Source organism: Streptomyces sp. NPDC005722 (genome assembly GCF_040630935.1).
Lineage (GTDB): Bacteria > Actinomycetota > Actinomycetes > Streptomycetales > Streptomycetaceae > Actinacidiphila.
In genome coordinates, this window is the sequence record NZ_JBEXYN010000001.1 from 340,789 (window position 1) to 365,734 (window position 24,946).

Annotated in this window: 23 protein-coding genes and 1 riboswitch; of the genes, 16 read left to right on the top strand and 7 right to left on the bottom strand. The window is 71.9% G+C overall.

Annotation, left to right across the window (positions count from 1 at the left end):
* Positions 1–3: 3 nt before the first annotated feature.
* Both aroA and ABZ479_RS01570 read right to left on the bottom strand, forming a co-directional pair.
* On the bottom strand, positions 4–1,350 hold the full coding sequence (gene aroA / locus ABZ479_RS01565; protein WP_499606867.1) for a 3-phosphoshikimate 1-carboxyvinyltransferase: 1,347 nt from the start codon (positions 1,348–1,350) through the stop codon (positions 4–6).
* An 86-nt stretch (positions 1,351–1,436) separates the two neighbouring features.
* A complete protein-coding gene (locus tag ABZ479_RS01570; RefSeq protein ID WP_499606865.1) occupies positions 1,437–2,132 on the bottom strand; it encodes a M50 family metallopeptidase in 696 nt (231 codons plus the stop codon).
* A 54-nt stretch (positions 2,133–2,186) separates the two neighbouring features.
* Between ABZ479_RS01570 and ABZ479_RS01575 the strand changes: the two genes are divergently transcribed.
* From ABZ479_RS01575 to ABZ479_RS01620, 10 genes are all read left to right on the top strand, one after another.
* Positions 2,187–3,002, top strand: a complete 816-nt coding sequence (locus ABZ479_RS01575) for an SOS response-associated peptidase (RefSeq protein ID WP_500459266.1) — start codon at positions 2,187–2,189, stop codon at positions 3,000–3,002.
* Between the two features lie 38 nt (positions 3,003–3,040).
* Positions 3,041–3,682: an alpha/beta hydrolase family protein gene (locus ABZ479_RS01580; protein ID WP_500459403.1), complete on the top strand. Its 642-nt coding sequence runs from the start codon at positions 3,041–3,043 to the stop codon at positions 3,680–3,682.
* Between the two features lie 232 nt (positions 3,683–3,914).
* A complete protein-coding gene (locus ABZ479_RS01585; protein ID WP_499607209.1) occupies positions 3,915–4,574 on the top strand; it encodes a sigma-70 family RNA polymerase sigma factor in 660 nt (219 codons plus the stop codon).
* Positions 4,571–4,885, top strand: a complete 315-nt coding sequence (gene rsrA, locus ABZ479_RS01590; protein WP_500459268.1) for a mycothiol system anti-sigma-R factor — start codon at positions 4,571–4,573, stop codon at positions 4,883–4,885. Before ABZ479_RS01585 ends, rsrA begins: the two co-directional genes overlap by 4 nt.
* Before the next feature lie 120 nt (positions 4,886–5,005).
* Entirely contained in the window at positions 5,006–6,307 is a 1,302-nt protein-coding gene (locus tag ABZ479_RS01595; protein ID WP_499607206.1) for an HD-GYP domain-containing protein, read from the top strand.
* Positions 6,304–7,515: an HD-GYP domain-containing protein gene (locus ABZ479_RS01600; protein ID WP_500459270.1), complete on the top strand. Its 1,212-nt coding sequence runs from the start codon at positions 6,304–6,306 to the stop codon at positions 7,513–7,515. Before ABZ479_RS01595 ends, ABZ479_RS01600 begins: the two co-directional genes overlap by 4 nt.
* Before the next feature lie 232 nt (positions 7,516–7,747).
* On the top strand, positions 7,748–8,719 hold the full coding sequence (locus ABZ479_RS01605) for a tetratricopeptide repeat protein (RefSeq protein ID WP_500459271.1): 972 nt from the start codon (positions 7,748–7,750) through the stop codon (positions 8,717–8,719).
* Positions 8,720–8,792: 73 nt separating this feature from the next.
* On the top strand, positions 8,793–9,413 hold the full coding sequence (gene def, locus ABZ479_RS01610; RefSeq protein ID WP_499606855.1) for a peptide deformylase: 621 nt from the start codon (positions 8,793–8,795) through the stop codon (positions 9,411–9,413).
* Positions 9,414–9,538: 125 nt separating this feature from the next.
* On the top strand, positions 9,539–9,865 hold the full coding sequence (locus ABZ479_RS01615; protein ID WP_500459272.1) for a DUF6247 family protein: 327 nt from the start codon (positions 9,539–9,541) through the stop codon (positions 9,863–9,865).
* 66 nt (positions 9,866–9,931) lie between these two features.
* Positions 9,932–10,720 carry a hypothetical protein gene (locus ABZ479_RS01620; protein ID WP_500459273.1) on the top strand — a complete coding sequence of 263 codons (789 nt, stop codon included), beginning with the start codon at positions 9,932–9,934 and terminating at the stop codon, positions 10,718–10,720.
* Positions 10,721–10,781: 61 nt separating this feature from the next.
* On the opposite strand, the gene ABZ479_RS01625 is transcribed toward ABZ479_RS01620, so the two are convergent.
* Positions 10,782–11,792 carry a ribonucleotide-diphosphate reductase subunit beta gene (locus ABZ479_RS01625; protein ID WP_499606849.1) on the bottom strand — a complete coding sequence of 337 codons (1,011 nt, stop codon included), beginning with the start codon at positions 11,790–11,792 and terminating at the stop codon, positions 10,782–10,784.
* A complete protein-coding gene (locus ABZ479_RS01630; RefSeq protein WP_500459274.1) occupies positions 11,792–14,161 on the bottom strand; it encodes a ribonucleoside-diphosphate reductase subunit alpha in 2,370 nt (789 codons plus the stop codon). Before ABZ479_RS01630 ends, ABZ479_RS01625 begins: the two co-directional genes overlap by 1 nt.
* 130 nt (positions 14,162–14,291) lie before the next feature.
* A riboswitch (cobalamin riboswitch) is annotated at positions 14,292–14,451 on the bottom strand.
* Positions 14,452–14,698: 247 nt separating this feature from the next.
* Here ABZ479_RS01630 and ABZ479_RS01635 point away from each other — a divergent pair.
* Positions 14,699–15,673 (top strand): GlxA family transcriptional regulator, encoded by a 975-nt coding sequence (locus ABZ479_RS01635; RefSeq protein WP_500459276.1) that lies wholly within the window; start codon positions 14,699–14,701, stop codon positions 15,671–15,673.
* A gap of 57 nt (positions 15,674–15,730) precedes the next feature.
* Here ABZ479_RS01635 and mctP read toward each other — a convergent pair whose 3' ends face one another.
* The 3 genes from mctP to ABZ479_RS01650 all read right to left on the bottom strand — a co-directional run bounded on the left by mctP (position 15,731) and on the right by ABZ479_RS01650 (position 18,529).
* Positions 15,731–17,362, bottom strand: coding sequence for a monocarboxylate uptake permease MctP (gene mctP / locus ABZ479_RS01640; RefSeq protein ID WP_500459277.1), 1,632 nt, complete (start codon positions 17,360–17,362; stop codon positions 15,731–15,733).
* Positions 17,359–17,616 (bottom strand): DUF3311 domain-containing protein, encoded by a 258-nt coding sequence (locus ABZ479_RS01645; RefSeq protein WP_500459279.1) that lies wholly within the window; start codon positions 17,614–17,616, stop codon positions 17,359–17,361. The genes mctP and ABZ479_RS01645 overlap by 4 nt, the downstream gene beginning before the upstream one ends.
* Positions 17,617–17,749: 133 nt before the next feature.
* Entirely contained in the window at positions 17,750–18,529 is a 780-nt protein-coding gene (locus tag ABZ479_RS01650; RefSeq protein WP_500459404.1) for a GntR family transcriptional regulator, read from the bottom strand.
* A gap of 225 nt (positions 18,530–18,754) precedes the next feature.
* On the opposite strand from ABZ479_RS01650, the gene ABZ479_RS01655 reads away from it, so the two are divergent.
* From ABZ479_RS01655 to ABZ479_RS01675, 5 genes are all read left to right on the top strand, one after another.
* Positions 18,755–20,032, top strand: coding sequence for an extracellular solute-binding protein (locus ABZ479_RS01655; protein ID WP_500459280.1), 1,278 nt, complete (start codon positions 18,755–18,757; stop codon positions 20,030–20,032).
* 98 nt (positions 20,033–20,130) lie between these two features.
* Entirely contained in the window at positions 20,131–21,096 is a 966-nt protein-coding gene (locus tag ABZ479_RS01660; protein ID WP_499611645.1) for a carbohydrate ABC transporter permease, read from the top strand.
* Positions 21,097–21,101: 5 nt separating this feature from the next.
* Positions 21,102–21,989 carry a carbohydrate ABC transporter permease gene (locus tag ABZ479_RS01665; protein ID WP_500459282.1) on the top strand — a complete coding sequence of 296 codons (888 nt, stop codon included), beginning with the start codon at positions 21,102–21,104 and terminating at the stop codon, positions 21,987–21,989.
* A complete protein-coding gene (locus tag ABZ479_RS01670) occupies positions 21,986–23,509 on the top strand; it encodes a glycoside hydrolase family 3 protein (RefSeq protein ID WP_500459283.1) in 1,524 nt (507 codons plus the stop codon). Before ABZ479_RS01665 ends, ABZ479_RS01670 begins: the two co-directional genes overlap by 4 nt.
* Before the next feature lie 47 nt (positions 23,510–23,556).
* Complete coding sequence (locus ABZ479_RS01675) at positions 23,557–24,627, top strand: SIS domain-containing protein (RefSeq protein WP_500459284.1); 1,071 nt, start codon at positions 23,557–23,559, stop codon at positions 24,625–24,627.
* Positions 24,628–24,946: the final 319 nt, after the last annotated feature.

A 24,946-nucleotide genomic window follows, 5' to 3' on the forward strand; every position in this document is an offset into this window, starting at 1 on the left:
CGTTCAGGCCCGCACCGGGGACGCGGGGGCTGCCGGTGCCGCGCCCAGCATGGCCGTCCACATCTCGGGGAAGTCCGGGAGGGTCTTGCCGGTGGTGGCCACGTTCTCGACCAGGACGCCGTCGACGGCCAGGCCCAGGACGGCGCCCGCGGTGGCCAGCCGGTGGTCGTCGTAGGTGTGGAAGACGCCGCCGCGCAGCGGCCGCGGCCGGATGCGCAGTCCGTCCTCGGTCTCGGTGACGTCGCCGCCGAGCTCGTTGATCTCCTTGCTCAGCGCGGCCAGCCGGTCCGTCTCGTGCAGCCGCAGGTGGCCCACGCCGCGCAGCACGGACTCGGAGTCGGCGAGCGCGGCGACCGCCGCGATGCCGGGGGTGAGTTCGCCGACCTCCGACAGGTCGGCGTCGATGCCGTGGATCCGGCCGGAGCCGGTGAGGACCAGGCCCGAGTCCGTCAGCTCGCACGAACCGCCCATCCGGGTGAACAGGTCACGCAGCGCGTCACCGGGCTGGGTGGTGCGGCGCGGCCAGTCGGGGACGACCACGCGGCCGCCGGTGACGAGCGCGGCGGCCAGGAAGGGCTGGGCGTTGGAGAGGTCCGGCTCGACGGTGACGTCGACGCCGAGCAGCGCGCCCGCGTCGACCCGCCACACGTTCGGCTCGCCGCCGTTCTCCGGGGTGTCGACCTTGGCGCCGGCGCGGCGCAGCATCTCCACCGTCATCTTGATGTGCGGCAGCGAGGGCAGCGTCGGACCGGTGTGCCGCACCTCGACGCCCTGGTTGAAGCGCGGGCCGGACAGCAGCAGCGCGCTGACGAACTGGGAGGACGAGGACGCGTCGACCGACACCGGGCCGCCGTCCAGCGCCCCGCCGCCGTGCACGGTCAGCGGCAGCGCGCCGCGGCCCTCGTCGTCGATGCGGGCGCCCAGCGAGCGCAGCGCGTCGATGACCCCGTTCAGCGGGCGTTCGTGGCTGCGCGGGTCCCCGTCGAAGTGCACCGGGCCGTCGGCGAGCGCGGCGACGGGCGGCAGGAACCGCATCACCGTGCCGGCGTTGCCGACGTCGACCGTGGCCGGCCCGTGCAGTCCGGCCGGGATGACCCGCCACGCCTCGCCGCCGTAGGGGTTGACCACCTCGTCGATCTGGACGCCCATGGCGCGCAGCGCGTCGGCCATGAGCACGGTGTCGCGGCTGCGCAGCGGACGGCGCAGCCAGCCCGGCTCGGAGGCGAGCGCCGCGAGCACCAGGGCGCGGTTGGTGACCGACTTGGATCCGGGCACGGTGACCGTCGCCTGGACGGGGGCGGACGCGAGCGGCGCGGGCCACAGGGCGGTGTGCGCGGGGTTACCGGTCATGGCCCCAAGCGTAGTGGCTCAAGCAGAAGGCGAATCGCTCACAAAGCGGACGAAACCTGAAGGAAACAGTTACCCGCTCGCAAGGGCTACAGACCCACCAGCCAGCGGCCGCCGCCGAACAGCGACAGCAGCGCCACCGCGTAGAACAACAGCATCCACAGTGCCGCAGGGGTGTGCGTCAGCCGGGCCAGCTGGTCCGCGTCCGAGCCGGGGGCCGCGCCGCCGCGCCGCTTGTGCTGGAGTTCCAGCACCGGCCGCACGCCCCCGAACAGCAGGAACCACACCACGAGGTAGGCGAACACCGCCTGGACCGCGGGCTCGGTCAGCCAGGACACCAGCAGGAAGAGGCCACCGGTCAGGAACACCGTCAGCACCCCGTACGCGTTCCTGATCATCACCAGCATCACCAGCAGCAGGGCCGTCGCCCCCCACAGCAGCGCCGTGATGTGCCCGGCCGCGAGCAACAGGGCCCCGCCCAGTCCCAGCAGGGAGGGCGCGGTGTAACCCGCCGCCGCGGTGAGGACCATGCCGAGGCCGTACGGCTTGCCGCGGGAGACGGTCAGGCCCGAGGTGTCCGAGTGCAGCCGGATGCCCTGCAGCTGCCGTCCGGACAGCAGGGCGACCAGGCCGTGACCGCCTTCGTGGGCGATCGTGATCGCGTTGCGGGAGAGCCGCCATATGGCGTGCGGCAGCACCGCGGCCAGGGCGACGGCCGCGGTGACGCCCACCAGCCAGGAGGAGGGCGCGGGCTGGGTGCCGAGGAGGGAGTCGATGAGCTGCACGGTTCCGCACCATACGACGCCCGGCTGTGTCCGCGCCGTGGCAATCTGACACTCATGTGCGGTCGATATGCAGCGAGCCGGAGCCCCGAGGACCTCGTCGGGCTGTTCGACGTGCAGAAATGGGATCCCACCGAGGCACTGGACCCCAATTGGAACGTCGCGCCCACCGACGGCACCTACGCGGTGCTGGAGCGGCCGGACAAGGAGACGGGCGAGGTGGTGCGGCAGCTGCGCGCCCTGCGCTGGGGGCTGGTGCCGAGCTGGGCGAAGACACCCGACACCGGCGTCAAGATGATCAACGCGCGCGCCGAGACCGTGCACGAGAAGGCCTCCTACCGCCGCCCCTTCGCCTCGCGCCGCTGCCTGCTGCCCGCCGACGGCTACTTCGAGTGGGTCACCGGCAAGGACGAGCGGCAGTTGGAGGAGCAGGGGAAGAAGAAGCGGTCCCGCAAGCAGCCGTACTTCGTCACCCCCGTCGACGGCTCGGTCTTCGCGATGGCCGGGCTGTACGAGTTCTGGCGCGACCGCACCCTGCCCGACGAGCACCCGCGCGCCTGGTGGGTCACCTGCACCGTCATCACCACGGAGGCCGAGACCGAGCCCTTCGCCGACGCCGGCGAGCGCCCCGGCGGTCCGCAGTCGCTCGCCGGGATCCATCCGCGCATGCCGCTGTGGATCACCCCCGACCGCTGGGACGAGTGGCTCGACCCCGCGCGCACCGACGTCGAGGAGCTGCGCGGGCTGCTCGCGCCGCCGCGGCCCGGCCTGCTGCGCGCGTACCCGGTGCGCACCGAGGTGAGCAACGTCCGCAACAACGGGCCGGAGCTGGTCGAACCGATAGCGGCGCCCGAGGAGGCGACGCTGTTCTGACCGCCCGCGGTGCCAGACTGGCCGCTGTGAGCGAGATCATGGAGACCGTGCCGACGCCGGCCGGGGACGCGCGCGTCACCTGGCACCGGGCCCGTCGCCCCCGTGCCGTCGTGGCGCTGGGCCACGGTGCCGGAGGCGGCGTGGAGGCGCGCGACCTGCGGGCCCTGGCCGAGGCCCTGCCGGCGCGCGGCTGGACGGTCGCGCTGGTGGAGCAGCCCTGGCGGGTGGCCGGCAGGAAGCTGGCGCCCGCGCCGAAGACCCTGGACGCCGCGTGGACGGCGCTGTGGCCCGCGCTGGCCCGGCCCGGCGCGCCGGTCGTCGCGGGCGGCCGCAGCGCGGGGGCCCGGGTGGCCTGCCGTACGGCGGCGGAGCTGGGCGCGGTCGCGGTGCTGGCGCTGTCCTTCCCGCTGCACCCGCCGGGCAGGCCGGAGAAGTCCCGCGGGGACGAGCTCCTCGCGCCGGGGACGGCGGGCCTGCCGCTCCTGGTCGTCCAGGGCGGGCGCGACCCATTCGGCCGCCCCGAGGAGTTCCCCGAGGGGTACGAGCCGGTCGGGGTGCCCTTCGCCGACCACGGGTTCGCCGTGCCGAAGTCCGCGGACCTGACCCAGGAGGCTGCACTGAGCGTCATCACGGACGCGGTGCTCGGCTGGCTGGAGGAACTGCCCCCGCTTCGGGAATGAGCGGTGCGTGGCCCGTGTTGTGCGAGTCGTCCGCACGAAAGAACGTACGCACAGTGAGGAAGGCAGCCGGATGGTCAGAGCCGAGTGCCGCGCACGTGCCGAGGCGCCCTACCTGTCATGGCCGGAGTGGCCGTCGACGGGCGGGACGAGCAGGAACAGCGCGCCGATCCCGCCCGGGATATCCTCCGATGGCGTGGGGTCCGCTTACGGCCCCGTGACCGTCGTGGAGGAGGTGGGTCCGGTCAGCGGCAACGACGACAGCCCGTCCGAGGTGCCTGAGGTGCAGGTGGTTCCGGAGTCCGACGTGGAGCGCAGCGCGCGCTTCGAGCGGGACGCCCTGGAGTACCTGGACCAGATGTACTCGGCGGCGCTGCGCATGACCCGCAACCCGGCCGATGCCGAGGACCTGGTGCAGGAGACGTACGCGAAGGCGTACGCGTCGTTCCACCAGTTCCGTGAGGGCACCAACCTGAAGGCGTGGCTCTACCGCATCCTCACCAACAGCTTCATCAACTCCTACCGGAAGAAGCAGCGCGAGCCCCAGCGCAGCGGCACGGAGGAGATCGAGGACTGGCAGCTGGCGCGTGCCGAGTCGCACATGTCCACGGGTCTGCGCTCCGCCGAGTCCCAGGCCCTGGACCACCTTCCCGACTCGGACGTGAAGCAGGCGCTGCAGGCGATCCCGGAGGAATTCCGGATCGCGGTGTATCTCGCGGACGTCGAGGGCTTTGCCTACAAGGAGATCGCCGACATCATGGGAACCCCCATCGGTACGGTGATGTCCCGCCTGCACCGGGGGCGGCGGCAGCTGCGTTCGCTGCTGGAGGACTACGCGCGGGAGCGCGGGCTCGTCCCGGCGGGCGCGGGAGACGAGAAGGGCTCGGGCACATGAGCTGCGGCAACCCGCATGAGACGGACTGCTCCGAGGTACTCGAACACCTTTACGAGTACCTGGACAACGAGATGTCCGACGACGCCTGCGCCAAGTTCAAGCAGCACTTCGACGAGTGCCACCCTTGCTTGGAGAAGTACGGCCTCGAGCAGGCCGTCAAGAAGCTGGTCAAGCGCTGCTGCGGCCACGACGACGTGCCCACGGACCTGCGCGCCAAGGTGCTCACGCGGATCGAGCTGATCCGCGCGGGCGACGTGGCGCCGGTGCCGGCCGACGGCGGCAACGCGCCGACCGGCTCGCCGGCCGCCTGACGAACACCGCACCGCCAGGTCACCCGGGATCACCCGAAGGCGGGAATCGCGGCCGCTCGCCCACCGGGCGGCGGCCGCGCCCCTAGCCTCGGTGGGGTGCGTGCGAAGCGGGCGGTCCGGATGCTCCCCGTCGCGGCTCGGGTCTACATCCCGGTCGTCGTGGTGTCGGCCTGCGGCGCCCTCGTCACCGGCCCCCACGAGGGCACTCCCTGGGCGACCGCCGCGGTGCTGGCGGCGCTCTACGCGGCGGGGGAACGCACGGGGGCGTCACTGCCCCCGGTGCTCTTCACGGCCGCGCTCCTGCTACCCCCGGGCGCGGCCGCTCTCGTCGCCGTGCCCGGCGGGCTGCTGGCGCCCGTACGGGGAGAGCCGCGCCCGGTGCGCCGCGTGTGGCACGCCGCGCAGCTCGCCCTGGCGACGGCCGCCGCCGCCCAGGTGCGCACCGCCTTCGGGGACGGCCCCTTCGCGCGGCTGCCGGGACTGCTGGTGCCCGCGCTCGCCGCCGTCCTCGCCTTCTGCCTGTACTCCGCGGCCCTCACCGCCGGCGTGCTGGTCACCGCCGAGCGCACCGCCCCCGCCGCGGCCTGGCGGGAGTCCCTGCTGGAGCCGCTCGCCCCGCACCTCACCTACGGGCTGGTGGGGCTCATGGCCGCGGTGCTCTGGCAGGGCCCGTATGGGGCGGTGGCCGCGGTCCTGGCCCTGCTGCCGACGCACATCGCGCGCTGGGTCGTCGGCCAGGCGCGCCGCGAGCGGGCCGCGCACCAGGCGACGGTGCGGGCGCTGGTGCAGGCCGTGGAGATCAAGGACCGCTACACCCGGGGCCACAGCGAGCGCGTCGGCCGGGCGTCGGCGCTGATCGCCCGTGAGATCGGCTTGCCGCCCGAGCGGGTGGAGGCTCTGCGGCTGGCCGGCATCCTGCACGACATCGGCAAGCTGGGGGTGCCCACCCGGGTGCTGCGCAAGGACAGCCCGCTCACCCCGGAGGAGCGGCGGATCATCGAGCTGCACCCCGGATACGGGCACGAGATGGTGCGCGGCATCGCCTTCCTCGACGACGCCCGCACCGCGATCCTCCATCACCACGAACGCCTCGACGGATCGGGCTACCCGTACGGCCTGGCGGGCGAGGCCATCCCGTCCTCCGCGCGGCTGGTGGCCGTGGCCGACGCCTTCGACGCGATGACGTCCACCCGCGCCTACCAGGCCACCCGCGGCGTCGACGACGCCCTGGGGGAGCTGCGCCGCTGCGCGGGCAGCCACTTCGACCCGCTCATGGTGCAGGCCCTGGTCCGCGCCGTCCGCAGGGAGGGCTGGAACCCGGCGGTCACCGCCGACGAGCCGGAGCCCTTCGCCCCGGCGCAGGCCAGACGCCACGCCCGGCGCGAGGCCCCGCCCCACCGCACTCCCGAGCCCCGCCCGTGAGCGCCTCCGGACGCCGCGGCGGCGGCGACCACCGGCGTCATCGCCGGCGCCCGCCCTCCGTCGTGTTCGCCGTCCACGGGCTCGCGCTCGCCGTGGGCGGCGCCGCGTCGGTGTGGACGGCGGTGCACGGCGTCGCCGATCCCGCGGCGGCAGCCGCGTTCGGGGCGCTGGTCGTCGTCGGCGAGGCGCTGCGGATCCCGGAGCCCGAGGGCCGGGAGGCCGCCCCCGTCGCCTTCGCCGGCGCCCTCGCCTACGCGCTGCTCGCGGCCGAGGCGGTGGCGGTCGTCGTGGCGGTCTCCGCCGCGGCGGTGGTCGCCGGGCAACTGCGGGGCGCGACCCGCGACGCGGCGGCCCGCCGGGTGCTGACCGTGGCGTTCGCGGCCACGACCGCGCAGCCGCTGTACGGCGGCAGCGGCGGCCATCCGGGGTACGCCGTCCTGCTGCTGGCCAGCACGATCCTCTGTGACGCCGTGCTGGCCGCCGTGCTGGGCGCCGCCCGCGCGGGGCATCCCTTCGCCTCCGTCCTGCGCGACGAGTTGGCCGTGCTGCCGGGCGTCGGCTCGGCCGTGTGCGCCGGCGGGGTCGTGCTGGCGCAGGCCGAGCAGGCCGCCGGGCTGTGGGCGCTGCCCGTGTGCGGGGTGCCGCTGCTGCTGACCCAGACGGCCTTCCGGCGGCACGCGGCGATCCGGGCCACCCACCGGGAGACCATCGCCTCGCTGGCCCGGGCCACCGAGGTCGCCGGCTACACCCCGGCCGGGCACGCCCGCCGGGTCAGCGCCCTCAGCCACGCCATGGGACGCGAACTCGGCCTGGGCGGCAAGGCGCTGGCGGCCCTGGAGCACGCCGCGCTGATGCACGACATCGGTCAGCTCTCCCTCGTCGACCCCGTGCCCGGCGGCGCCACCTCGTCCCTCGATCAGGTGGAACGCCGCCGCATCGCGCTGCTCGGGGCGGAGGTCGTACGCCGGACGGGTGCCCCCGAGGAAGTCGCGCGGATCGTGGAGGGCCAGGCCGATCCGTACCGGGAGCAGCCGCTCGCCGGACGCATCGTGCGTACGGCCAACGCCTACGAGGACCTGGCCGGGGGCGGTACGGCCGTGGGCCGGGGGCTGCAGGCGCTGGAGCGGTTACGCCTCGATACCGCGCACGAATACGACCCTCGCGTGGTTGAGGCGCTGACCAGGGTCGTTGCCCGGGCAGGACAGTGAACCCACCGGTAATGAGCGGGCGCACCAAGGGGCATGGTTGGATGCCCGCAGAGGCGCAGAGCGCTCAAGAGGCGCACCATGGCGCCGATGCTGCCAAACCGACGAGCCCGGCCGTGTGTGACAGGCCCTGCCGATGGCAAGGAGGACTGATGAGCACCGCTGAGCACGGGACGTGGGGGAACGGACGGGGCACCGTGGAGCACCAGCGAACGCGAACGGCAGGCGGGACACCTTGAGGATCTTCGGCAGGGCACGGCATCGGCCGTCCGCCACCTGGCGGCAGGCGACCGACCGGGCGTTCACGCTGATCAGCGACGGGCGGTACGAGGACGCCGGTGCGCTGCTCATCCGTGCGGCCGACCTGGAGCCCTGGCGTTCGGAGTCCTGGTACAACCTCGCTCTGCTGCACAAGTTCCGGCACGACTGGGAGCAGGCCCGCACCACCGGCCTGCGGGCCGTCGCCCTGCTGGACCGCGCCCCCGGCGCCCCCGACTGGTGGAACGTCGGCATCGCCGCCACCGCACTCCAGGACTGGCCGCTGGCCCGCCGCGCCTGGCAGGCGTACGGGCTGCGGCCCGACGCCGCCGGGACCGGCCCCGTCGAGATGGCGCTGGGCAGCTCCGCGGTGCGGCTCTCCCCGGAGGGCGAGGCGGAGGTGGTGTGGGGCCGCCGGATCGACCCGGCCCGCATCGAGGTGCTGAGCATCCCGCTGCCGTCCTCCGGCCGCCGCTGGGGCGAGGTCGTCCTCCACGACGGCGTCCCGCACGGCGAGCGGCGCACCGCCGACGGCGTCACCTACCCCGTCTTCGACGAGATCGAGCTGTGGGCGCCCTCGCCCGTGCCGACCTGGCTCGTCCTGCTGGAGGCGGCGACCGAGTCGGACCGCGACGCCCTGGAGCAGCTCGCCGCCGACGCCGGCTACGCCGCCGAGGACTGGTCGTCCTCCGTACGTCTGCTGTGCCGCACCTGCTCCGAGAGCCGGATGCCGACCGACGACGGCTCCGACGCCTCGCGCGACCCGCACGACCAGGGCGAACCCGGCCACCCCGGCCACCTCAGCCACCGCACCCCCGGCGCCCTGTGGGCACCCGAGCGCGAGTGCGGCATCGCGGCCCCCGTCGGGCTGGTGCGGGGCCTGCTGGACAGCTGGGTCGCCGACAGCCCGGACACCCGTGACTGGCGCGATCTCGAAGAGGTCTGCTGACCCCTCCGCGGGCACGTACCCTTGATGGGCCATTGAGCTTTGGCGAAGGCCCCAGGAAGGCGTACGACGGACCATGTCCCAGCAGGAGACCGAGCAGACCGCATTCACCGACGACGTGACGGACGCGGAGGAGCGCGAGGCCGCCCACCGCGAGCGCGGCACGGCCCGCCCCGTCACGGTCGTCGGCAACCCGGTGCTGCACCACCCGTGCACGACGGTCACGTCCTTCGACGACGAGCTGGCCGCGCTGATCGACGACATGTTCGCCAGCCAGCACGCCGCCGAGGGCGTCGGCCTCGCCGCCAACCAGATCGGCGTGCCCCTGCGGGTCTTCGTGTACGACTGCCCGGACGACGACGGCGTCCGCCACGTCGGCCACGTGGTCAACCCCGTCGTCGACGACCTCCCCGCCGAGCGCCGCGTCCTCGACGACGGCAACGAGGGCTGCCTGTCCGTGCCGGGCGCGTACGCCGAACTGCCGCGCCCCGACTACGCGGTCTGCCGCGGCCAGGACCTGCACGGCAACGACATCGTCGTCGAGGGCACGGGCTTCTTCGCCCGCTGCCTGCAGCACGAGACCGACCACCTCAACGGCTACCTCTACATCGACCGGCTCTCCAAGCGCGACCGCAAGGACGCGCTGAAGCAGATGGCGGAGTCGACCCCGAAGTACGAGACGGTCCCGAACGACTGATCGGCCGCGGCGGCACCGCGGACCGGCCCCGCCCGGCGCGCGGTGCCCGGACCCGTGTGGGACGGGCGTCGTGGCACGAGGCAAGTGGCTGGGCTAGCTGCGGTACCCCGGAGGAGGACCGCAGCATGACCACCCGGCCCGAGCACCACGGGGCAGAACTCATCGCACGGCCGGCGAGGACGCCCGACGCACTCCGCACGGCACTTGCGCAGGTGGCCCCGCACCGCCTCGCGGAGATGGAGCGGCAGAAGAACGAGGCGATCGCCTTCTCCGTCGACTCGGGCTCGATCGAGCCGCTGCGCGGATTCCTCACTGCGTGGGCCGTCCACGTCGAGATCGCCCGTGACCTCGACACTGCGGGACGCCTGCGCCCGGCGGAGCACGCGGCCCAGACGCTTGACCGGGACGATCCGGCGTGGTCGGCGGGGCGAACCCGGCTCCCGAACGACTGATCGACGCCTGCCGTTAACCTGTTCGTCCCCCGGTGTGATCGCGCCGGGGACGAACAGGGGAGGGACATGCGACACAGAGCGCTGACGGCCGCCGCGGCGGGCGCTGCAGCGATGGTCGTCCTGACGGCGCCGGCCGCGCACGCGGAGGGGCGGGGGGACATCCGCGTCATCAAGACGGTGGTGGACCACGGCACCAATGTGATCGTCGGGACGAAGAAGGTCATCGAGTTCCCGATCGCCCTGACGATCAGGGACAACTCGGGGGTCAAGCGGATCTCCGACATCTCCGCCTTCAGCAGGGCCCACGCGGACGGTCCGGTCGACTGGACCGGAACCCGCTGCGAGAAGAAGACCGCCACCACGTCGGTGTGCACCGCGACGATGAAGATCCACCCGGACACGATTCGTTCGTACGGCGCGGGCAACCCGGGCTGGAACGCCAACCGGGTCGCGGGCGTCTGGGAGGTCAGCGCCACGGTGAAGGCGAACGACGGCGACTACTGGATCAGCGACGACATCGCCCGGTTCAAGGTGAAGCGCGCCTCGGTGCTCACCACCGACGCCGGGCCCGAGCCGGTCGCCAAGGGGCGCACGCTGACCGTCAAGGGCAAGCTCACGCGGGCGAGCTGGCAGAGCCTGAAGTACGGGGGCTACGCCGGGCAGCCCGTCAAGCTGCAGTTCAAGAAGGCGGGTTCCACGAAGTGGAGCACCGTCAAGACGGCCACCACGAGCAGCACCGGTGGCCTGAGCACCAAGGTGACCGCCACCGCGGCGGGCAGTTGGCGCTGGTTCTTCCCGGGCACGACCACGACGGCCCAGGTGACCTCGGCCGCCGACGCGGTCGCCCTGAAGTGACCGCGGGTGGGGCCCGGCCGGTGCGGCCGGGCCCCACCCCCGCGGTGCGGGGACGCGCGGATCAGAAGTCGTCGTCGAAGGAGACCGTGCCCTCGACCGCCACCTGGTACGCGGAGGCGCGGCGCTCGAAGAAGTTGGTCAGCTCCTGGACGTTCTGCAGCTCCATGAAGGAGAACGGGTTCTCCGAGCCGTAGCGGGCCGGCAGGCCGAGGCGGACCAGGCGCTGGTCGGCGACGCACTGCAGGTACTCGCGCATGGAGTCGGTGTTCATGCCGGGCAGGCCGTCGCCGCACAGGTCGCGGGCGAACTGGAGCTCGGCCTCGACGGCCTCCTCCAGCATCGCGGTGACCTGCTTGACCATCTCCTCGTCGAAGAGGTCGGGCTCCTCCGCGCGGACGGTGTCGACGACGTGGAACGCGAAGTCCATGTGCATCGACTCGTCGCGGAACACCCAGTTGGTGCCGGTGGCGAGCCCGTGCAGCAGGCCGCGCGAGCGGAACCAGTACACGTACGCGAAGGCGCCGTAGAAGAACAGGCCCTCGATGCAGGCCGCGAAGCAGATCAGGTTGAGCAGGAAGCGGCGGCGGTCCGCCTTGCTCTCCAGGCGGTCGATGGACTCCACCGAGTCCATCCAGCGGAAGCAGAACTGCGCCTTCTCGCGGATGGAGGGGATGTTCTCCACGGCCGCGAACGCGGCCGTGCGCTCCTCGGGATCGGGCAGGTAGGTGTCGAGCAGCGTCAGGTAGAACTGGACGTGCACGGCCTCCTCGAAGAGCTGCCGCGACAGGTACAGCCGCGCCTCGGGGGAGTTGATGTGCTTGTAGAGCGTCAGCACGAGGTTGTTGGCCACGATCGAGTCGCCGGTGGCGAAGAAGGCGACCAGCCGGCCGATCATGTGCTGCTCGCCGGCCGACAGCTTGGCGAGGTCGGCGACGTCGGAGTGGAGGTCGACCTCCTCCACGGTCCAGGTGTTCTTGATGGCGTCGCGGTAGCGCTCGTAGAAGTCCGGGTAGCGCATCGGACGCAGGGTCAGTTCGAAGCCCGGGTCGAGCAGGTTCTTGGTGGAGCTCATCACTGGCAGGCCTCGCAGGACTCGGGGTTCTCAAGGGAGCAGGCGATCGCGTCGGCGTCGGGCGTCGTCGCCTGCACGGGGATGGGCGCGGCCGCGCGGGCGGACTGGGCGATGCGCGTGGCCGGGCGGGAGCGCAGGTAGTACGTCGTCTTCAGGCCCTGCTTCCAGGCGTACGCGTACATCGAGCTGAGCTTGCCGATGGTGGGCGAGGCCATGAAGAGGTTGAGTGACTGGCTCTGGTCGAGGTACGGCGTACGGGCCGCGGCCATGTCGATCAGGGCGCGCTGCGGCAGCTCCCAGGCTGTGCGGTACAGCTCGCGGACGTCCGCGGGGATCCAGTTGAGGCCCTCGACGGAGCCGTTGGACTCACGCAGCGCGTCGCGGGTCTGCGCGTCCCAGACGCCGAGCTTCTTCAGGTCGGCCACCAGGTAGGAGTTGACCTGGAGGAACTCACCGCTGAGCGTCTCGCGCTTGAAGAGGTTGGAGACCTGCGGCTCGATGCACTCGTACACGCCGGCGATCGAGGCGATCGTGGCGGTCGGGGCGATGGCCAGCAGCAGCGAGTTGCGCATGCCGGTGGCGGCGACGCGGGCGCGCAGCGCCTCCCAGCGCTCCGGCCAGTTCTCCGCGGTGTCGTAGTGGTCCGGGTGCAGCACCTCGCGGGCGGCGCGGGTCTGCGACCAGGCCGGGTGCGCGCCGTGGCGCTCGGCCAGGTCGCAGGAGGCCTCGTAGGCGGCGAGCATGATGCGCTCGGCGATCCTGGTGGAGAGCGCCTTGGCCTCGGCGGAGTCGAAGGGCAGCCGCAGCTTGAAGAAGACGTCCTGCAGGCCCATCGCGCCCAGGCCCACCGGGCGCCAGCGCTCGTTGGAGGCGGCGGCCTCGCGGGTCGGGTAGAAGTTGATGTCCACGACGCGGTCGAGGAAGGTCACGGCGGTGCGGACGGTGGCGTCCAGCCGCTCCCAGTCGATCGAGCCGTCCTCACGCACGAACGCACCGAGGTTGACCGAACCGAGGTTGCAGACCGCGGTCTCGCCGTCGTTCGTGACCTCCAGGATCTCCGTGCAGAGGTTGGAGGAGTGGATGACGCGACCGGGCTCGGCGGTCTGGTTGGCGGTGCGGTTGGAGGCGTCCTTGAAGGTCATCCAGCCGTTGCCGGTCTGCGCGAGGGTGCGCATCATGCGGCCGTACAGCTCCCGTGCCGGGAGGGTCTTGCGGGCCAGGCCCGCTGCCTCGGCCTTGCGGTAGGCGGCGTCGAACTCCTCGCCCCACAGGTCGGCCAGCTCGGGCACGTCGGCGGGGGAGAACAGCGACCAGGTGCCGTCGGTGTCGACGCGGCGCATGAACTCGTCCGGGATCCAGTGCGCCAGGTTCAGGTTGTGGGTGCGGCGCGCCTCCTCACCGGTGTTGTCGCGCAGCTCCAGGAACTCCTCGATGTCCGCGTGCCAGGTCTCCAGGTAGACGCAGGCCGCGCCCTTGCGGCGGCCGCCCTGGTTCACGGCGGCGACGGAGGCGTCGAGGGTACGCAGGAACGGGACGATGCCGTTGGAGTGCCCGTTGGTGCCGCGGATCAGCGAGCCGCGGGAGCGGATGCGGGAGTAGGACAGGCCGATGCCGCCGGCGTGCTTGGACAGCCGGGCCACCTGGTGGTAGCGGTCGTAGATGGAGTCCAGCTCGTCCAGCGGGGAGTCCAGCAGGTAGCAGGAGGACATCTGCGGGTGCCGGGTGCCGGAGTTGAAGAGCGTGGGGGAGCTGGGCAGGTAGTCCAGCCGGCTCATCAGGCCGTAGAGCGCGGCGACCTCGTCCACCGAGCGGCTGGTGCCGTCCTCGGCCAGGCCGCAGGCGACGCGGAGCATGAAGTGCTGCGGGGTCTCGACGACCTGGCGGGAGATCGGGTGGCGCAGCAGGTAGCGGCTGTGCAGGGTGCGCAGGCCGAAGTAGCCGAAACGGTCGTCGGCGCCGTCGGCGAGCGCGGTGTCGACCAGGGCGTCCAGCCGGCCGGCGTGCTCGGCGACGAAGGCGGCGGTGCCGTCGGCGATCAGGCCCTCGCGGTGGCCCACGGCGATGGACGCGGAGAAGGAGACCGCGCCCTCGCCCGCCGCCTCGTCGGCGATGGCGAGGGTGAGCAGACGGGCGGCGAGCCGCGAGTACTGCGGGTCCTCCGCGATCAGTCCGGCGGCGGCCTCGGTGGCCAGCGCCCGCAGTTCCGCCTCGTCCGCGGCGGCGCTGCGGCCGCGCAGCGCGGCGGCGGCGACCCGGCCGGGGTCGGTGTCGGGGAGGTCTGCGGTCAGTTCCGTCAGGGTGCGCAGCAGTTCGGCCCCGGTTGAGGCAGGGTCCGATGCGGTGGCGGGTGCGGCGGGCGCGATGGTCACGTGTGCTCTCTCCCTCGTACGGCGGCGACGCGGAGGAGCGACGGGGCGCACGCGGGGCAGGCCAGGGCATGCCGCGGCGCGTCCGCCGGCCCAACCCGCGAGGCCCGGACACTTCACCGTCCGGACGGCGCGCCGGACGGTGCCGTCGGCAGGTACTCGGACTCGCGGGCATGCCCTGGGGCACCCGCACACCGTTGCGGGGCAGTCCCGGATTCCCACCGGCTTCCCCTGCGGCGACAGCGGAGTTGAGCATACATCTAGTGGCGCCCGCTGGTGACACCACCAGATGTTGTGTCGGCGCGGTTACAGAGCGACGGGTTCACCGGTGCCAGTCGTGGCCGTCGCGGGAGTCGTGGACGTGTCCGGTCAGGGCCGCGAGGGCCAGGGCCAGGAAGAAGACCAGTGCGGTGACGGTGGCGAGGAAGGTTTCCATGTCCTCGACCCTCCTCCTCGCGCGGCCCCGCCGGGAGTGGCAGGACTGACGTGCTACCGCGAAATCCTGCCACGCCCCGACGGCCGGTCTGCCATCCTGGAGGCATGCTGCAGAACGTGGCCGTGGTCCTGCTCGACGGAGTCCATCCCTTCGAACTCGGGGTCGTCTGCGAGGTGTTCGGAATCGACCGGTCGGACGACGGTCTGCCGGCCTACGACTTCGCCGTGGCCTCCGCGGAGAGCCCGACGCTGACGACGCCCGCCGGGTTCACCATCGGCACCCGGCACGGACTTGAACGGCTGGAGGAGGCCGACCTGGTCGCGGTGCCGGCCGGCGACTCCTATGTGGACCGGGAGTACCCGCCGGAGCTGCTGGACGCGCTGAACCGTGCCGTCGGACGCGGGGCGCGGGTGCTCAGCGTGTGCTCGGGGGTCTTCGCCCTGGCCGCCGCCGGCCTGCTGGACGGCCGCCGCTGCGCCGTCCACTGGAAGCACGCGGAGGAACTGGCGCGGCGCTACCCCCGGGTGCGGGTCGAGCCCGACGTGCTCTACGTGGACGAGGACCCGGTGATCACCTCGGCCGGCACCGCCGCCGGGATCGACGCCTGCCTGCACCTGGTGCGCAAGGAGCAGGGCAGCGACGTGGCCAACGCCATCGCCCGGCGCATGGTGGTGCCGCCGCACCGGGAGGGCGGCCAGGCCCAGTACGTCGACCGCCCGCTGCCGCGCACCCGCTGCGACACCGTGGGCGAGGTCCTGGCGTGGATGGAACGCCACCTGGACCGCGAGGTCACCGTCGACGAACTGGCCGCCCGGGCGCACATGTCGCCGCGCACCTTCGCCCGCCGCTTCCAGCAGGAGACCGGTACGACGCCCTACCGCTGGTTGCTGGGCCAGCGCGTCCTGCTGGCCCGGGAGTTGCTGGAGGGCACCGACGAGACGGTGGACGCCGTCGCCGCGCGCGCGGGGTTCGGCAACGCGGCCACCCTGCGGCACCACTTCGCGCGCTGGGTGGGCACCACCCCGCAGGCGTACCGGCGCACCTTCCGCTGCCCGGTGCCGGCGGCCCGTACCGCATGACGACGGGCCGCCACCCCGTCCCAGGGCGGCGGCCCGTGCTCGTGGCCGGTGCGGCGGTCAGTGACCGGCGCCCACCGGCAGGTCCTTCTGCACGCCCGGGTCGCCGGCGTCGGCCGTGAAGTCGGCCTGGCTGGTCTCGTCGACGCCCTCGGGGGCCTTGAGGGCCCGCAGGACGAAGGTGAGGACGACGGTCACCACGACGTTGAGCACGAAGGCGGTCAGGCCGATGTAGCCGATCTGGCCGATGACCGGGATGGTGTCGGAGGAGCCGCCGAAGTGCTTCTGGGCCGGGCTGGCCACGCCGTACGCCACCCAGGTGCCGTAGACCATGCCGACCGCCCAGCCCGCCAGCAGCGCCCAGCGGTGGAACCAGCGGGTGAACAGGCCGCCGACCAGGGCCGGGAAGGTCTGCAGGATCCAGATGCCGCCCAGCAGCTGGAAGTTGATCGCGACCGTCTTGTCCATGGTGAGGACGAAGACCAGGGCGCCGACCTTGACCAGCAGCGAGACCACCTTGGAGACCTGGGTCTCCTGCGCCGGGGTGGCGTCGGGCTTGAGGAAGTCCTTGTAGATGTTGCGGGTGAAGAGGTTGGCCGCGGCGATCGACATGATCGCCGCCGGCACCAGCGCGCCGATGCCGATCGCGGCGAAGGCCACGCCCGCGAACCAGGACGGGAACATGTCCTCGAACAGCTGCGGGATCGCCAGCTGGCCGTTGTAGCCCTTGACCCCGGCCCCGACACCGCTGGCCAGCGCCATGAAGCCGAGCATCGCCAGCAGGCCGAGCATCAGCGAGTACAGCGGCAGCACGGTGGTGTTGCGGCGGATGACGTCGCGGCTGCGGCTGGAGAGCACGGCCGTGATGGAGTGCGGGTACATGAACAGCGCGAGCGCAGAGCCCAGCGCCAGCGTGCCGTACGCCCACTGGGCGGTGTCGCCCGGGGCCAGGGATCCGCGCGGCTTGCCGGTGGCGGGGTTCACCTGGGAGTAGGCGTCGCCGGCCTTGGCGAAGATGTCGTCGAAGCCGCCCAGCTTGATCGGGATGTAGATGATCGCCACCGCGATGACGATGTAGATCAGCGTGTCCTTGACGAACGCGATCAGCGCCGGCGCCCGCAGGCCGGAGGAGTAGGTGTAGGCCGCCAGCACACCGAAGGCGATCAGCAGCGGCAGGTCCTTGATGAACCAGTTGGACGACTCGCCGCCGCCCACGCCCATCACGTCCAGGACGGCCTGGATCCCGACCAGTTGCAGCGCGATGTACGGCATCGTGGCGAGGATGCCGGTGACCGCGACCGCCAGCGACAGGCCCTTGGAGCCGAAGCGCCCGCGCACGAAGTCGGAGGTGGTGACGTAGCCGTGCTTGTGCGACACCGACCACAGCCGCGGCAGGAAGGTGAAGATCAGCGGGTAGACCAGGATCGTGTACGGCACGGCGAAGAAGCCGGACGCGCCCGCCGCGTAGACCGCCGCCGGCACCGCCACGAAGGTGTAGGCCGTGTACAGGTCACCGCCCAGCAGGAACCAGGTGATCCAGCCGCCGAAGCTGCGGCCGCCCAGGCCCCACTCGTCCAGGTGCAGCGCGTTCTCCGCCCGGCGCCAGCGCGCGGCGAGGAAGCCCAGGACCGTGACGACCAGGAAGAAGAAGATGAAGACGGCGAGTGCGACGCCGTTGACCCCGTCCTTCACTTCGCGACCTCCTTCCGTGCCCGCTCCTCACGACGGACCAGGACGTACGCGGCGTACGTCAGTCCGGAGGACAGGAACACCCACAGCATCTGGTACCAGTAGAAGAAGGGGATGCCGATGAACTCCGGGGTCAGCTTCGCGTACGAGCCGACCCAGAGCATGGCGACGAAGGGGATGACGAGGCAGACACCGGCGATCACACGGGTGGTGGTGACCACCGGTGGCCGGCCGGAGGTTCCGGATGGTTCGGACATTGCTACGGCTCCGTCCTGATCTCTTACTCCTGTGTAATGCGCAGGCAATCTAGAGTCAGGACGGGATGCACGTCACTACCCACCCGCATTGCGGTATGGAAACGATCTACACGGCCCGGGAACGGCACCGGCGTCACGGTCGTTGCAGGCGCGCCACGAACTTGTAGCGGTCGCCGCGGTAGACCGAGCGCACCCACTCCACGGGCTCGCCGCCGGTGTCGATCGAGTGCCGGGACAGCAGCAGCATCGGCAGGCCGACGTCCGTGCCCAGCAGGCCCGCCTCGCGCGGGGTGGCGAGCGAGGTCTCGATGGTCTCCTCCGCCTCGGCGAGCCGGACGTCGTAGACCTCGGCGAGCGCGGTGTACAGCGAGGTGTACTTCGCCAGGCTGCGGCGCAGTGCGGGGAAGCGCTTGGCCGACAGGTGGGTGGTCTCGATGGCCATCGGCTCGCCGTTCGCCAGGCGCAGGCGCTCGATGCGCAGCACGCGGCCGCCGGCCTTCATGTCCAGCAGTCCGGCCAGCCGGTCGTCGGCGGTGATGTAGCCGATGTCGAGCAGCTGGGAGGTCGGTTCCAGGCCCTGGGCACGCATGTCCTCGGTGTACGAGGTGAGTTGGAGCGCCTGGGAGACCTTGGGCTTGGCGACGAAGGTGCCCTTGCCCTGGATGCGTTCCAGCCGGCCTTCGACCACCAGTTCCTGCAGCGCCTGCCGCACGGTGGTGCGCGAGGTGTCGAACTCGGCGGCCAGGGTGCGCTCGGGCGGCACCGGGGAACCGGGGGGCATCGTCCGGGTCAGTTCGAGCAGATGGCGCTTCAGGCCGTAGTACTTGGGCACCCGCGCGGTCCGTCCGGCCGCGGCCCCGGCCGCCTCCGCGGTTTCCGTCACCGCCGTGCCGGCCTCGCCGTCGGTCTCCATCGCCTCTGCTCCCGAGTGCTGTCGTGCTGCCGTCACCGGCTCCTCCGTCATTCGCGGCTCACATGGTGGCACGGCCAGGGCTCATATCGCGTTACGAGCCCAGATGTCGGTCCGGTAACGGACGCGTCCGGTGCTCTTATACACCCTTGACACCCCTAAAGGTCTAGGCCAAGCTTCGGTCACTGGTCTACACCACTTGGTACTCACTGCCCTGGGGAGGGTGTTGTGAAGCGCAAGCTGATCGCGGCGATCGGTGTCGCCGTCATGGTCGCCGGCGTTGCGGCCTGCGGTTCGGACGACAAGGGCTCCGACAAGGCCTCGGCGCCGAAGGAGATCACCGTCTGGCTGACGGTCGACGCACAGAAGAACTGGCCCGAGTTGGTCAAGCAGGCGGACGACGCCTTCACGGCCAAGCACAAGGGCGTCAAGATCCACCACGAGTACTACGAGTGGACCGCCAAGAACCAGAAGCTCGACGCCGTCCTCGCCACCAAGAAGGTGCCGGACGTCGTGGAGATGGGCAACACCGAGACCCTCGGCTACCTGGTCAAGGGTGCCTTCGCGCCCATCGACAAGAGCAAGTTCGAGAACTCCGGCGACTGGCTGGACGCCCTCGAGGGCTCGGTGACGTACAACGGCAAGACCTACGGCGTGCCTTACTACGCCGGTGCCCGCGTCGGCACCTGGCGCAAGGACGTCGCCAAGGCGGCCGGCGTCACCAAGGCCCCGACCACCTGGGCCGAGCTGACGGACGCGCTCGACAAGATCCAGAAGAAGAACGGCGACAAGTTCTCCGCCTGGTACCAGCCCAGCCGCGACTGGTACACCGCGCTGGCCTTCGTCAAGGACGCCGGCGGCGACGTCGCCAAGGAGGACGGCGGCAAGTGGACCGCCACCCTCTCCGACCCGAAGTCCATCGAGGGCCTGAAGACCTGGAAGGGTGTCCTCGACACGTACTTCCACGGCGACAAGAACAAGGACGAGTCCGACCGCTACATCGTCTACGGCCAGGGCAAGTCCGCGCTCATCTACGGCGCGAGCTGGGAGGGCGGCGCCGCCGCCGACCCGAAGACCGACAAGACCGGCAAGCTGAAGGACAACCTGGAGACCTTCGCGCTGCCCGGCCCGAACGGCGATCTGCTGCCGAACTTCATCGGCGGCTCCGACCTGGTCATCCCGGTCAAGTCCGCCGCGCAGGACCTCGCCGCCGACTGGATCAACGGCTTCACCGACAGCGCGGCCCAGAAGGTCCTGATCTCCAAGGGCAACCTGCCCAACGCCAAGTCGCTGCTCGCCCCGCTGAAGGACGACCCGGCGACGGCCGCCTCCGCCCGGGCCAACGAGAACACCTGGTTCGTCCCCACCGCCCCGGGCTGGCTGCAGGTCGAGAAGAAGCAGATCCTGCAGAACATGCTGAACGACATCGCGGTCGGCAAGGCCTCGATCGAGGACGCGGCCAAGTCCGCGGACGAGCAGATCAACGCGGTGATCAACGCCGGCTGACCGGCACACGGGCAACACAGTGATCGACGCCGGCCGGCCGCCCCAGGGCGGCCGGCCCCGGCGCGACGCCAGGGACTGGAGTACCCGAGGAGCACATGATGAGTGCCGTTGACACACCGCTGGACGAGGTGCCGCGCCCGCGGCCGGCGGGACCGGACCGGAAGCCGCGCCGCTTCGGCGGAGCCGCGCTCCCGTGGACCCTGCTCGCGCCGACCATCGGCGTCCTGCTGCTGGTCCTCGGCTATCCGCTGGTGCGGCTGGTCACCCTCTCCTTCAAGCAGTACGGCCAGGCCGAGTTGTGGCAGGGACTGCCCGGCGACTGGCAGGGATTCGCCAACTACACCCACGTCCTGGGGGACTCGGTCTTCTGGGGCGTCGTCCTGCGCACGCTGCTCTTCACCCTGGTGGCGGTGCTGCTCACGCTCGTCGTCGGCATGGGCGTGGCGCTGCTGATGCAGCGGGTCTCGCCCTGGGTCAAGGCGCTGATCAACATCGTGCTGGTGGCGAGCTGGGCGATGCCCGTGGTCGTCGCCATCACCATCTTCAAGTGGATGTTCGACAGCGACTACGGCGTCCTCAACTGGCTGCTCAGCCGGCTGCCGGGGGCCGACTTCAGCGGCCACAACTGGTTCACCGACACCAAGCAGGGCTTCCTCGTCATCGCCCTCATGGTGGTGTGGGGCGCCATCCCGTTCGTCGCGATCACCCTGCACGCCGGTCTCACCCAGGTGCCGAGGGAGCTGGAGGAGGCCGCCCGCATGGACGGCGCCGGACCGGTCAAGGTCTTCCGGCACGTCACCCTGCCGGTGCTCAAGCCGATCATCGTCATGCTGACGACGCTGTCGGTCATCTGGGACATGGGCGTCTTCCCCCAGGTCTTCCTGATGCGCGACGGACACCCCGAGCCCGCGTACCAGGTGCTCACCACCTACTCCTACGACCAGGCCTTCGTCGCCAACGACTACGACGCGGGCGCGGCCATCGCCGTCGTCACGGTGCTGCTCCTGCTCGGGGTGATGGCCGTCTACATGCGCCAGATGCTCAAGATCGGAGAGGTGGAGTGACGACCATGCTCGACACGGCTCCCGCCGAGAGGGCGCCGGCCGCCGCTCCGGCGGCGCGCACCGCCCGGCGGCCCCGGCGCAAGGGGCGGACGGTCTACAACCTGCTCGGCCTGCTGGTCGTGGTGGTCTCCGGCTTCCCGGTCTACTGGATGCTCAACACGGCGTTCAAGCCCGCCAAGGACGCCATCGACCCCGACCCCAAGTTCTTCCCCACCAGCCTGTCCTTCCAGAACTTCTCCGACGCCCTGGACGTCGGCGACTTCTGGGGATCGGTCGGCCGCAGCCTGATCGTCTCCGGCTCCACCGTCGGCCTCGGCCTGGTGATCGGGCTGCTGGCGGCGCTGGCCATCTCGCGCTTCGTCTTCCGCGGCCGCAAGGCCGTGATCGTCGCGATCCTCGCCGTGCAGATGGTGCCGCTGGTCGCGATGATCATCCCGGTCTTCCTGCTGCTCAACCAGATCGACCAGATCGACAAGCTCACCGGGCTCATCGTCACCTACCTGACGTTCGTGCTCCCCTTCACGGTGTGGACGCTGCGCGGATTCATCGTCAACATCCCCAAGGAGCTGGAGGAGTCGGCGATGGTCGACGGCTGCACCCGGATGGGCGCCTTCTTCCGGATCATCCTGCCGCTGCTCGCCCCGGGTCTCGTCGCCACCTCCATCTACGCGCTGATCCAGGCCTGGAACGAGTACCTGTACGCGATGCTCATCATGAGCCAGGAGCACCAGACGGCCACGGTGTGGCTCGGCAACTTCGTCACCTCGCGGGGCACGGACTACGCGCCGATGATGGCCGGTTCGACCATGATGGGCGTGCCCGTGGTGGTCTTCTTCCTGCTCGTGCAGCGCAAGGTCGCCGCCGGACTGACCGCCGGTGCGGTGAAGGGATGACCGAGACCTTGAGCCAGATCCACGACGGCGCCGCGGACACCGAGGCCCTCGTCCGCGATGCCCTCACCGTCCTGCAGCCGGGCTTCCACGGCACCACCGCGCCCGAGTGGCTGCTGCGCAGGCTCGCCGAGGGACTGGGCTCCGTCGCCCTGTTCGCCCGCAACATCGAGTCGCCCGGGCAACTGGCCGCGCTCACCGCGCAACTGCGCGCCGTACGGCCCGACGTCCTGATCGCGGCCGACGAGGAGGGCGGCGACGTGACCCGGCTGGAGGCCCGCAGCGGCTCCTCCTTCCCCGGCAACCTCGCCCTCGGTGCCGTCGACGACACCGCCCTGACCCGGGACGTCGCCGCCGAACTCGGCCGCCGGCTGGCCGAGTGCGGGGTCAACCTCAACTGGGCGCCCTCCGCGGACGTCAACTCCGACCCCCGCAACCCGGTCATCGGCGTGCGCTCCTTCGGCTCCGATCCGCTGCTGGTCGCCCGGCACACCGCGGCGTACGTCGAGGGACTGCAGTCCGCCGGGGTCGCCGCGTGCACCAAGCACTTCCCGGGCCACGGCGACACCTCCGTCGACTCCCACCACGCCCTTCCGCGGGTGGACGTGAGCCCGGAGACCCTGCGCGCCCGCGAACTCGCCCCGTTCCGGGCCGCCCTGGCCGCCGGCAGCAAGGCCGTGATGAGCGCGCACATCCTGGTGCCCGCCCTCGACCCGGAGCGCCCCGCCACCCTCAGCCCCGCCGCGCTCACCGGACTGCTCCGAGACGAACTGGGCTACGACGGCCTGATCGTCACCGACGGCATCGAGATGCGCGCCATCGCCGACGCGTACGGCATCGAGCGCGGCACCGTGCTGGCGCTCGCCGCCGGCGCCGACGCCATCTGCGTGGGCGGCGGCCTCGCCGAGGAGGAGACGGTGGTCGCCCTGCGCGACGCCATCGTCGCCGCCGTGCGCGACGGCGACCTGTCCCGGGCGCGGCTCGCCGACGCCGCCGGACGGGTGCGGAGCCTGGCGGCCTGGGCCGCCGAGCACTCCGCGGCGCGGGCGACCGCGGCACCGGACCCCGGGATCGGCCTGGTCGCGGCCCGCCGCGCGCTGCGCGTCACCCGCACCGACGGCTACCTGCCGGTCGCCGAGGCGCCCTACGTCGCCGCCTTCACCCCGGTCGCCAACATCGCCGTCGGTGACGAGACCCCGTGGGGTGTCGCCGCCGAACTCGACCGGATCTTCCCGGGCACGGTGACCGGGAGCTTTCGCGAAGGCGACGCCTCGGCCGCACAAGTGCTGAGGTCGGCGGGGGCTCGTAGGATCGTCGCAGTGGTGCGTGACGTGCACCGTCACCCCTGGATGGCCGAGGCGCTGGGCTCGCTGCTCGCCGCCCGTCCGGACACGGTGGTGGTGGAGATGGGCGTTCCGCAGGCGGCACCGTCAGGGGCGCTGCACATCGCGACCCACGGCGCCGCCCGCGTGTGCGGGCGGGCGGCCGCGGAGGTCATCGCGGGCAAGGAGGCCGGCGACTGAGGTCCGTCGCGGCCCCACCCCTTCCGCACCACCTGGAGGCCCAGAGAATGTCCGCCCCGACGCCGACCGGACAGCAGCCGATGCCGGGCCGGATCATGTCCGGCGAGATGGCCGAACAGCCCGCCGTGCTGCGCCGCATCCTCGAGGAGGGCGCCCCGCGGATCCGGCGGATCGCCGAGGAGATCGCCGCGCGCGGACCGCGCTTCGTCCTGCTCACCGCGCGCGGCACCTCCGACAACGCGGCCCTGTACGCGAAGTACCTGGTGGAGGTGGTCCTGGGCAAGCCCGCCGGGCTGACCTCCATGTCCACCACCACCGCGTACGGCGCCCGCCCCGACCTGACGGACTGCCTGGTCGTCACGGTCAGCCAGTCCGGGGGCTCGCCGGACCTGGTGGCCTCCACCCGGGCCGCGCGCGAGGCCGGTGCGATCACCCTGGCGGTCACCAACAACGCCGACTCCCCGCTGGCCGAGGTCTCCGAGTTCCACATCGACGTCCTGGCCGGCCCCGAGAAGGCGCTGCCGGCGACCAAGACGTACACGGCCGAGCTGCTCGCGCTCTACCTGTTCGTGGAGGGGCTGCGGGGCGGCGACGGCAGCGCCGCCAAGGTCCTGCCGGAACTCGCGGAGCAGATCCTGGCCCGCCAGGACGAGGTCAGGGCGCTCGCCGCGCGCTACCGCTTCGCCGAGCGCCTGGTGCTCACCTCGCGCGGCTACGGCTACCCGACCGCGAAGGAGGCGGCGCTGAAGCTGATGGAGACCAGCTACATCCCGGCGCTGTCCTTCTCCGGCGCCGACCTGCTGCACGGGCCGCTGGCCATGGTCGACAACGTCTCCCCGGTCATCGCGATCGTCACGGAGGGCAAGGGCGGCGAGGCGCTCCGGCCGGTCCTGGACCGGCTCCGCGGCCGCGGGGCCGACCTGGTGGTGATCGGCGACCAGGCGTCGGTCGACGCGGCCTCGGCAGGCTTCGTCCTGCCGACCGGGGGCGTCGCCGAGGAGGTACAGCCGATCCTGGAGATCCTCCCGCTGCAGATGCTCGCCTACGAGGTCACCATGGCCCGCGGCCAGGACCCGGACGCGCCGCGCGCCCTGGCGAAGGTGACGGAGACCCGCTGAGACGCGCCGAGAGCCGCCGGGACCCGCCCACCGGGCGGGCGGCGAGCCGGGAAGTGCCCTGACGTCACTTCGGGCCGCGGCGCCGGGACGGGACCCTCAGCCCGCCCAGCACCGCAGCCCGGAGCTGCCGTCGGTCCGTGGCGCGCGGGATGTGCGGTACCCGCGGCCCGTGAGGACCGACCGTGAGGCCTGGCGCAGTCAGGGCAGAGAGCGCCCCGGCCTCGCTCCACCCTTCTGTGCGGGAAGGGTGGAAGTCGCGTTGTGCGTCAATTCTGGACTAGACCACTAATGCCTGTCCATAAGCCGGCGCAGTCAGATC

Bases quoted from the DNA above. Each gene is read 5' to 3' on its own strand.
- aroA (WP_499606867.1), bottom strand. From the start codon at position 1,350: ATGACCGGTAACCCCGCGCACACCGCCCTGTGGCCCGCGCCGCTCGCG.
- ABZ479_RS01575 (WP_500459266.1), top strand. From the start codon at position 2,187: ATGTGCGGTCGATATGCAGCGAGCCGGAGCCCCGAGGACCTCGTCGGG.
- ABZ479_RS01580 (WP_500459403.1), top strand. From the start codon at position 3,041: ATGGAGACCGTGCCGACGCCGGCCGGGGACGCGCGCGTCACCTGGCAC.
- rsrA (WP_500459268.1), top strand. From the start codon at position 4,571: ATGAGCTGCGGCAACCCGCATGAGACGGACTGCTCCGAGGTACTCGAA.
- ABZ479_RS01595 (WP_499607206.1), top strand. From the start codon at position 5,006: ATGCTCCCCGTCGCGGCTCGGGTCTACATCCCGGTCGTCGTGGTGTCG.
- def (WP_499606855.1), top strand. From the start codon at position 8,793: ATGTCCCAGCAGGAGACCGAGCAGACCGCATTCACCGACGACGTGACG.
- ABZ479_RS01615 (WP_500459272.1), top strand. From the start codon at position 9,539: ATGACCACCCGGCCCGAGCACCACGGGGCAGAACTCATCGCACGGCCG.
- ABZ479_RS01620 (WP_500459273.1), top strand. From the start codon at position 9,932: ATGCGACACAGAGCGCTGACGGCCGCCGCGGCGGGCGCTGCAGCGATG.
- ABZ479_RS01625 (WP_499606849.1), bottom strand. From the start codon at position 11,792: ATGAGCTCCACCAAGAACCTGCTCGACCCGGGCTTCGAACTGACCCTG.
- ABZ479_RS01635 (WP_500459276.1), top strand. From the start codon at position 14,699: ATGCTGCAGAACGTGGCCGTGGTCCTGCTCGACGGAGTCCATCCCTTC.
- ABZ479_RS01645 (WP_500459279.1), bottom strand. From the start codon at position 17,616: ATGTCCGAACCATCCGGAACCTCCGGCCGGCCACCGGTGGTCACCACC.
- ABZ479_RS01650 (WP_500459404.1), bottom strand. From the start codon at position 18,529: ATGGAGACCGACGGCGAGGCCGGCACGGCGGTGACGGAAACCGCGGAG.
- ABZ479_RS01660 (WP_499611645.1), top strand. From the start codon at position 20,131: ATGAGTGCCGTTGACACACCGCTGGACGAGGTGCCGCGCCCGCGGCCG.
- ABZ479_RS01665 (WP_500459282.1), top strand. From the start codon at position 21,102: ATGCTCGACACGGCTCCCGCCGAGAGGGCGCCGGCCGCCGCTCCGGCG.
- ABZ479_RS01670 (WP_500459283.1), top strand. From the start codon at position 21,986: ATGACCGAGACCTTGAGCCAGATCCACGACGGCGCCGCGGACACCGAG.
- ABZ479_RS01675 (WP_500459284.1), top strand. From the start codon at position 23,557: ATGTCCGCCCCGACGCCGACCGGACAGCAGCCGATGCCGGGCCGGATC.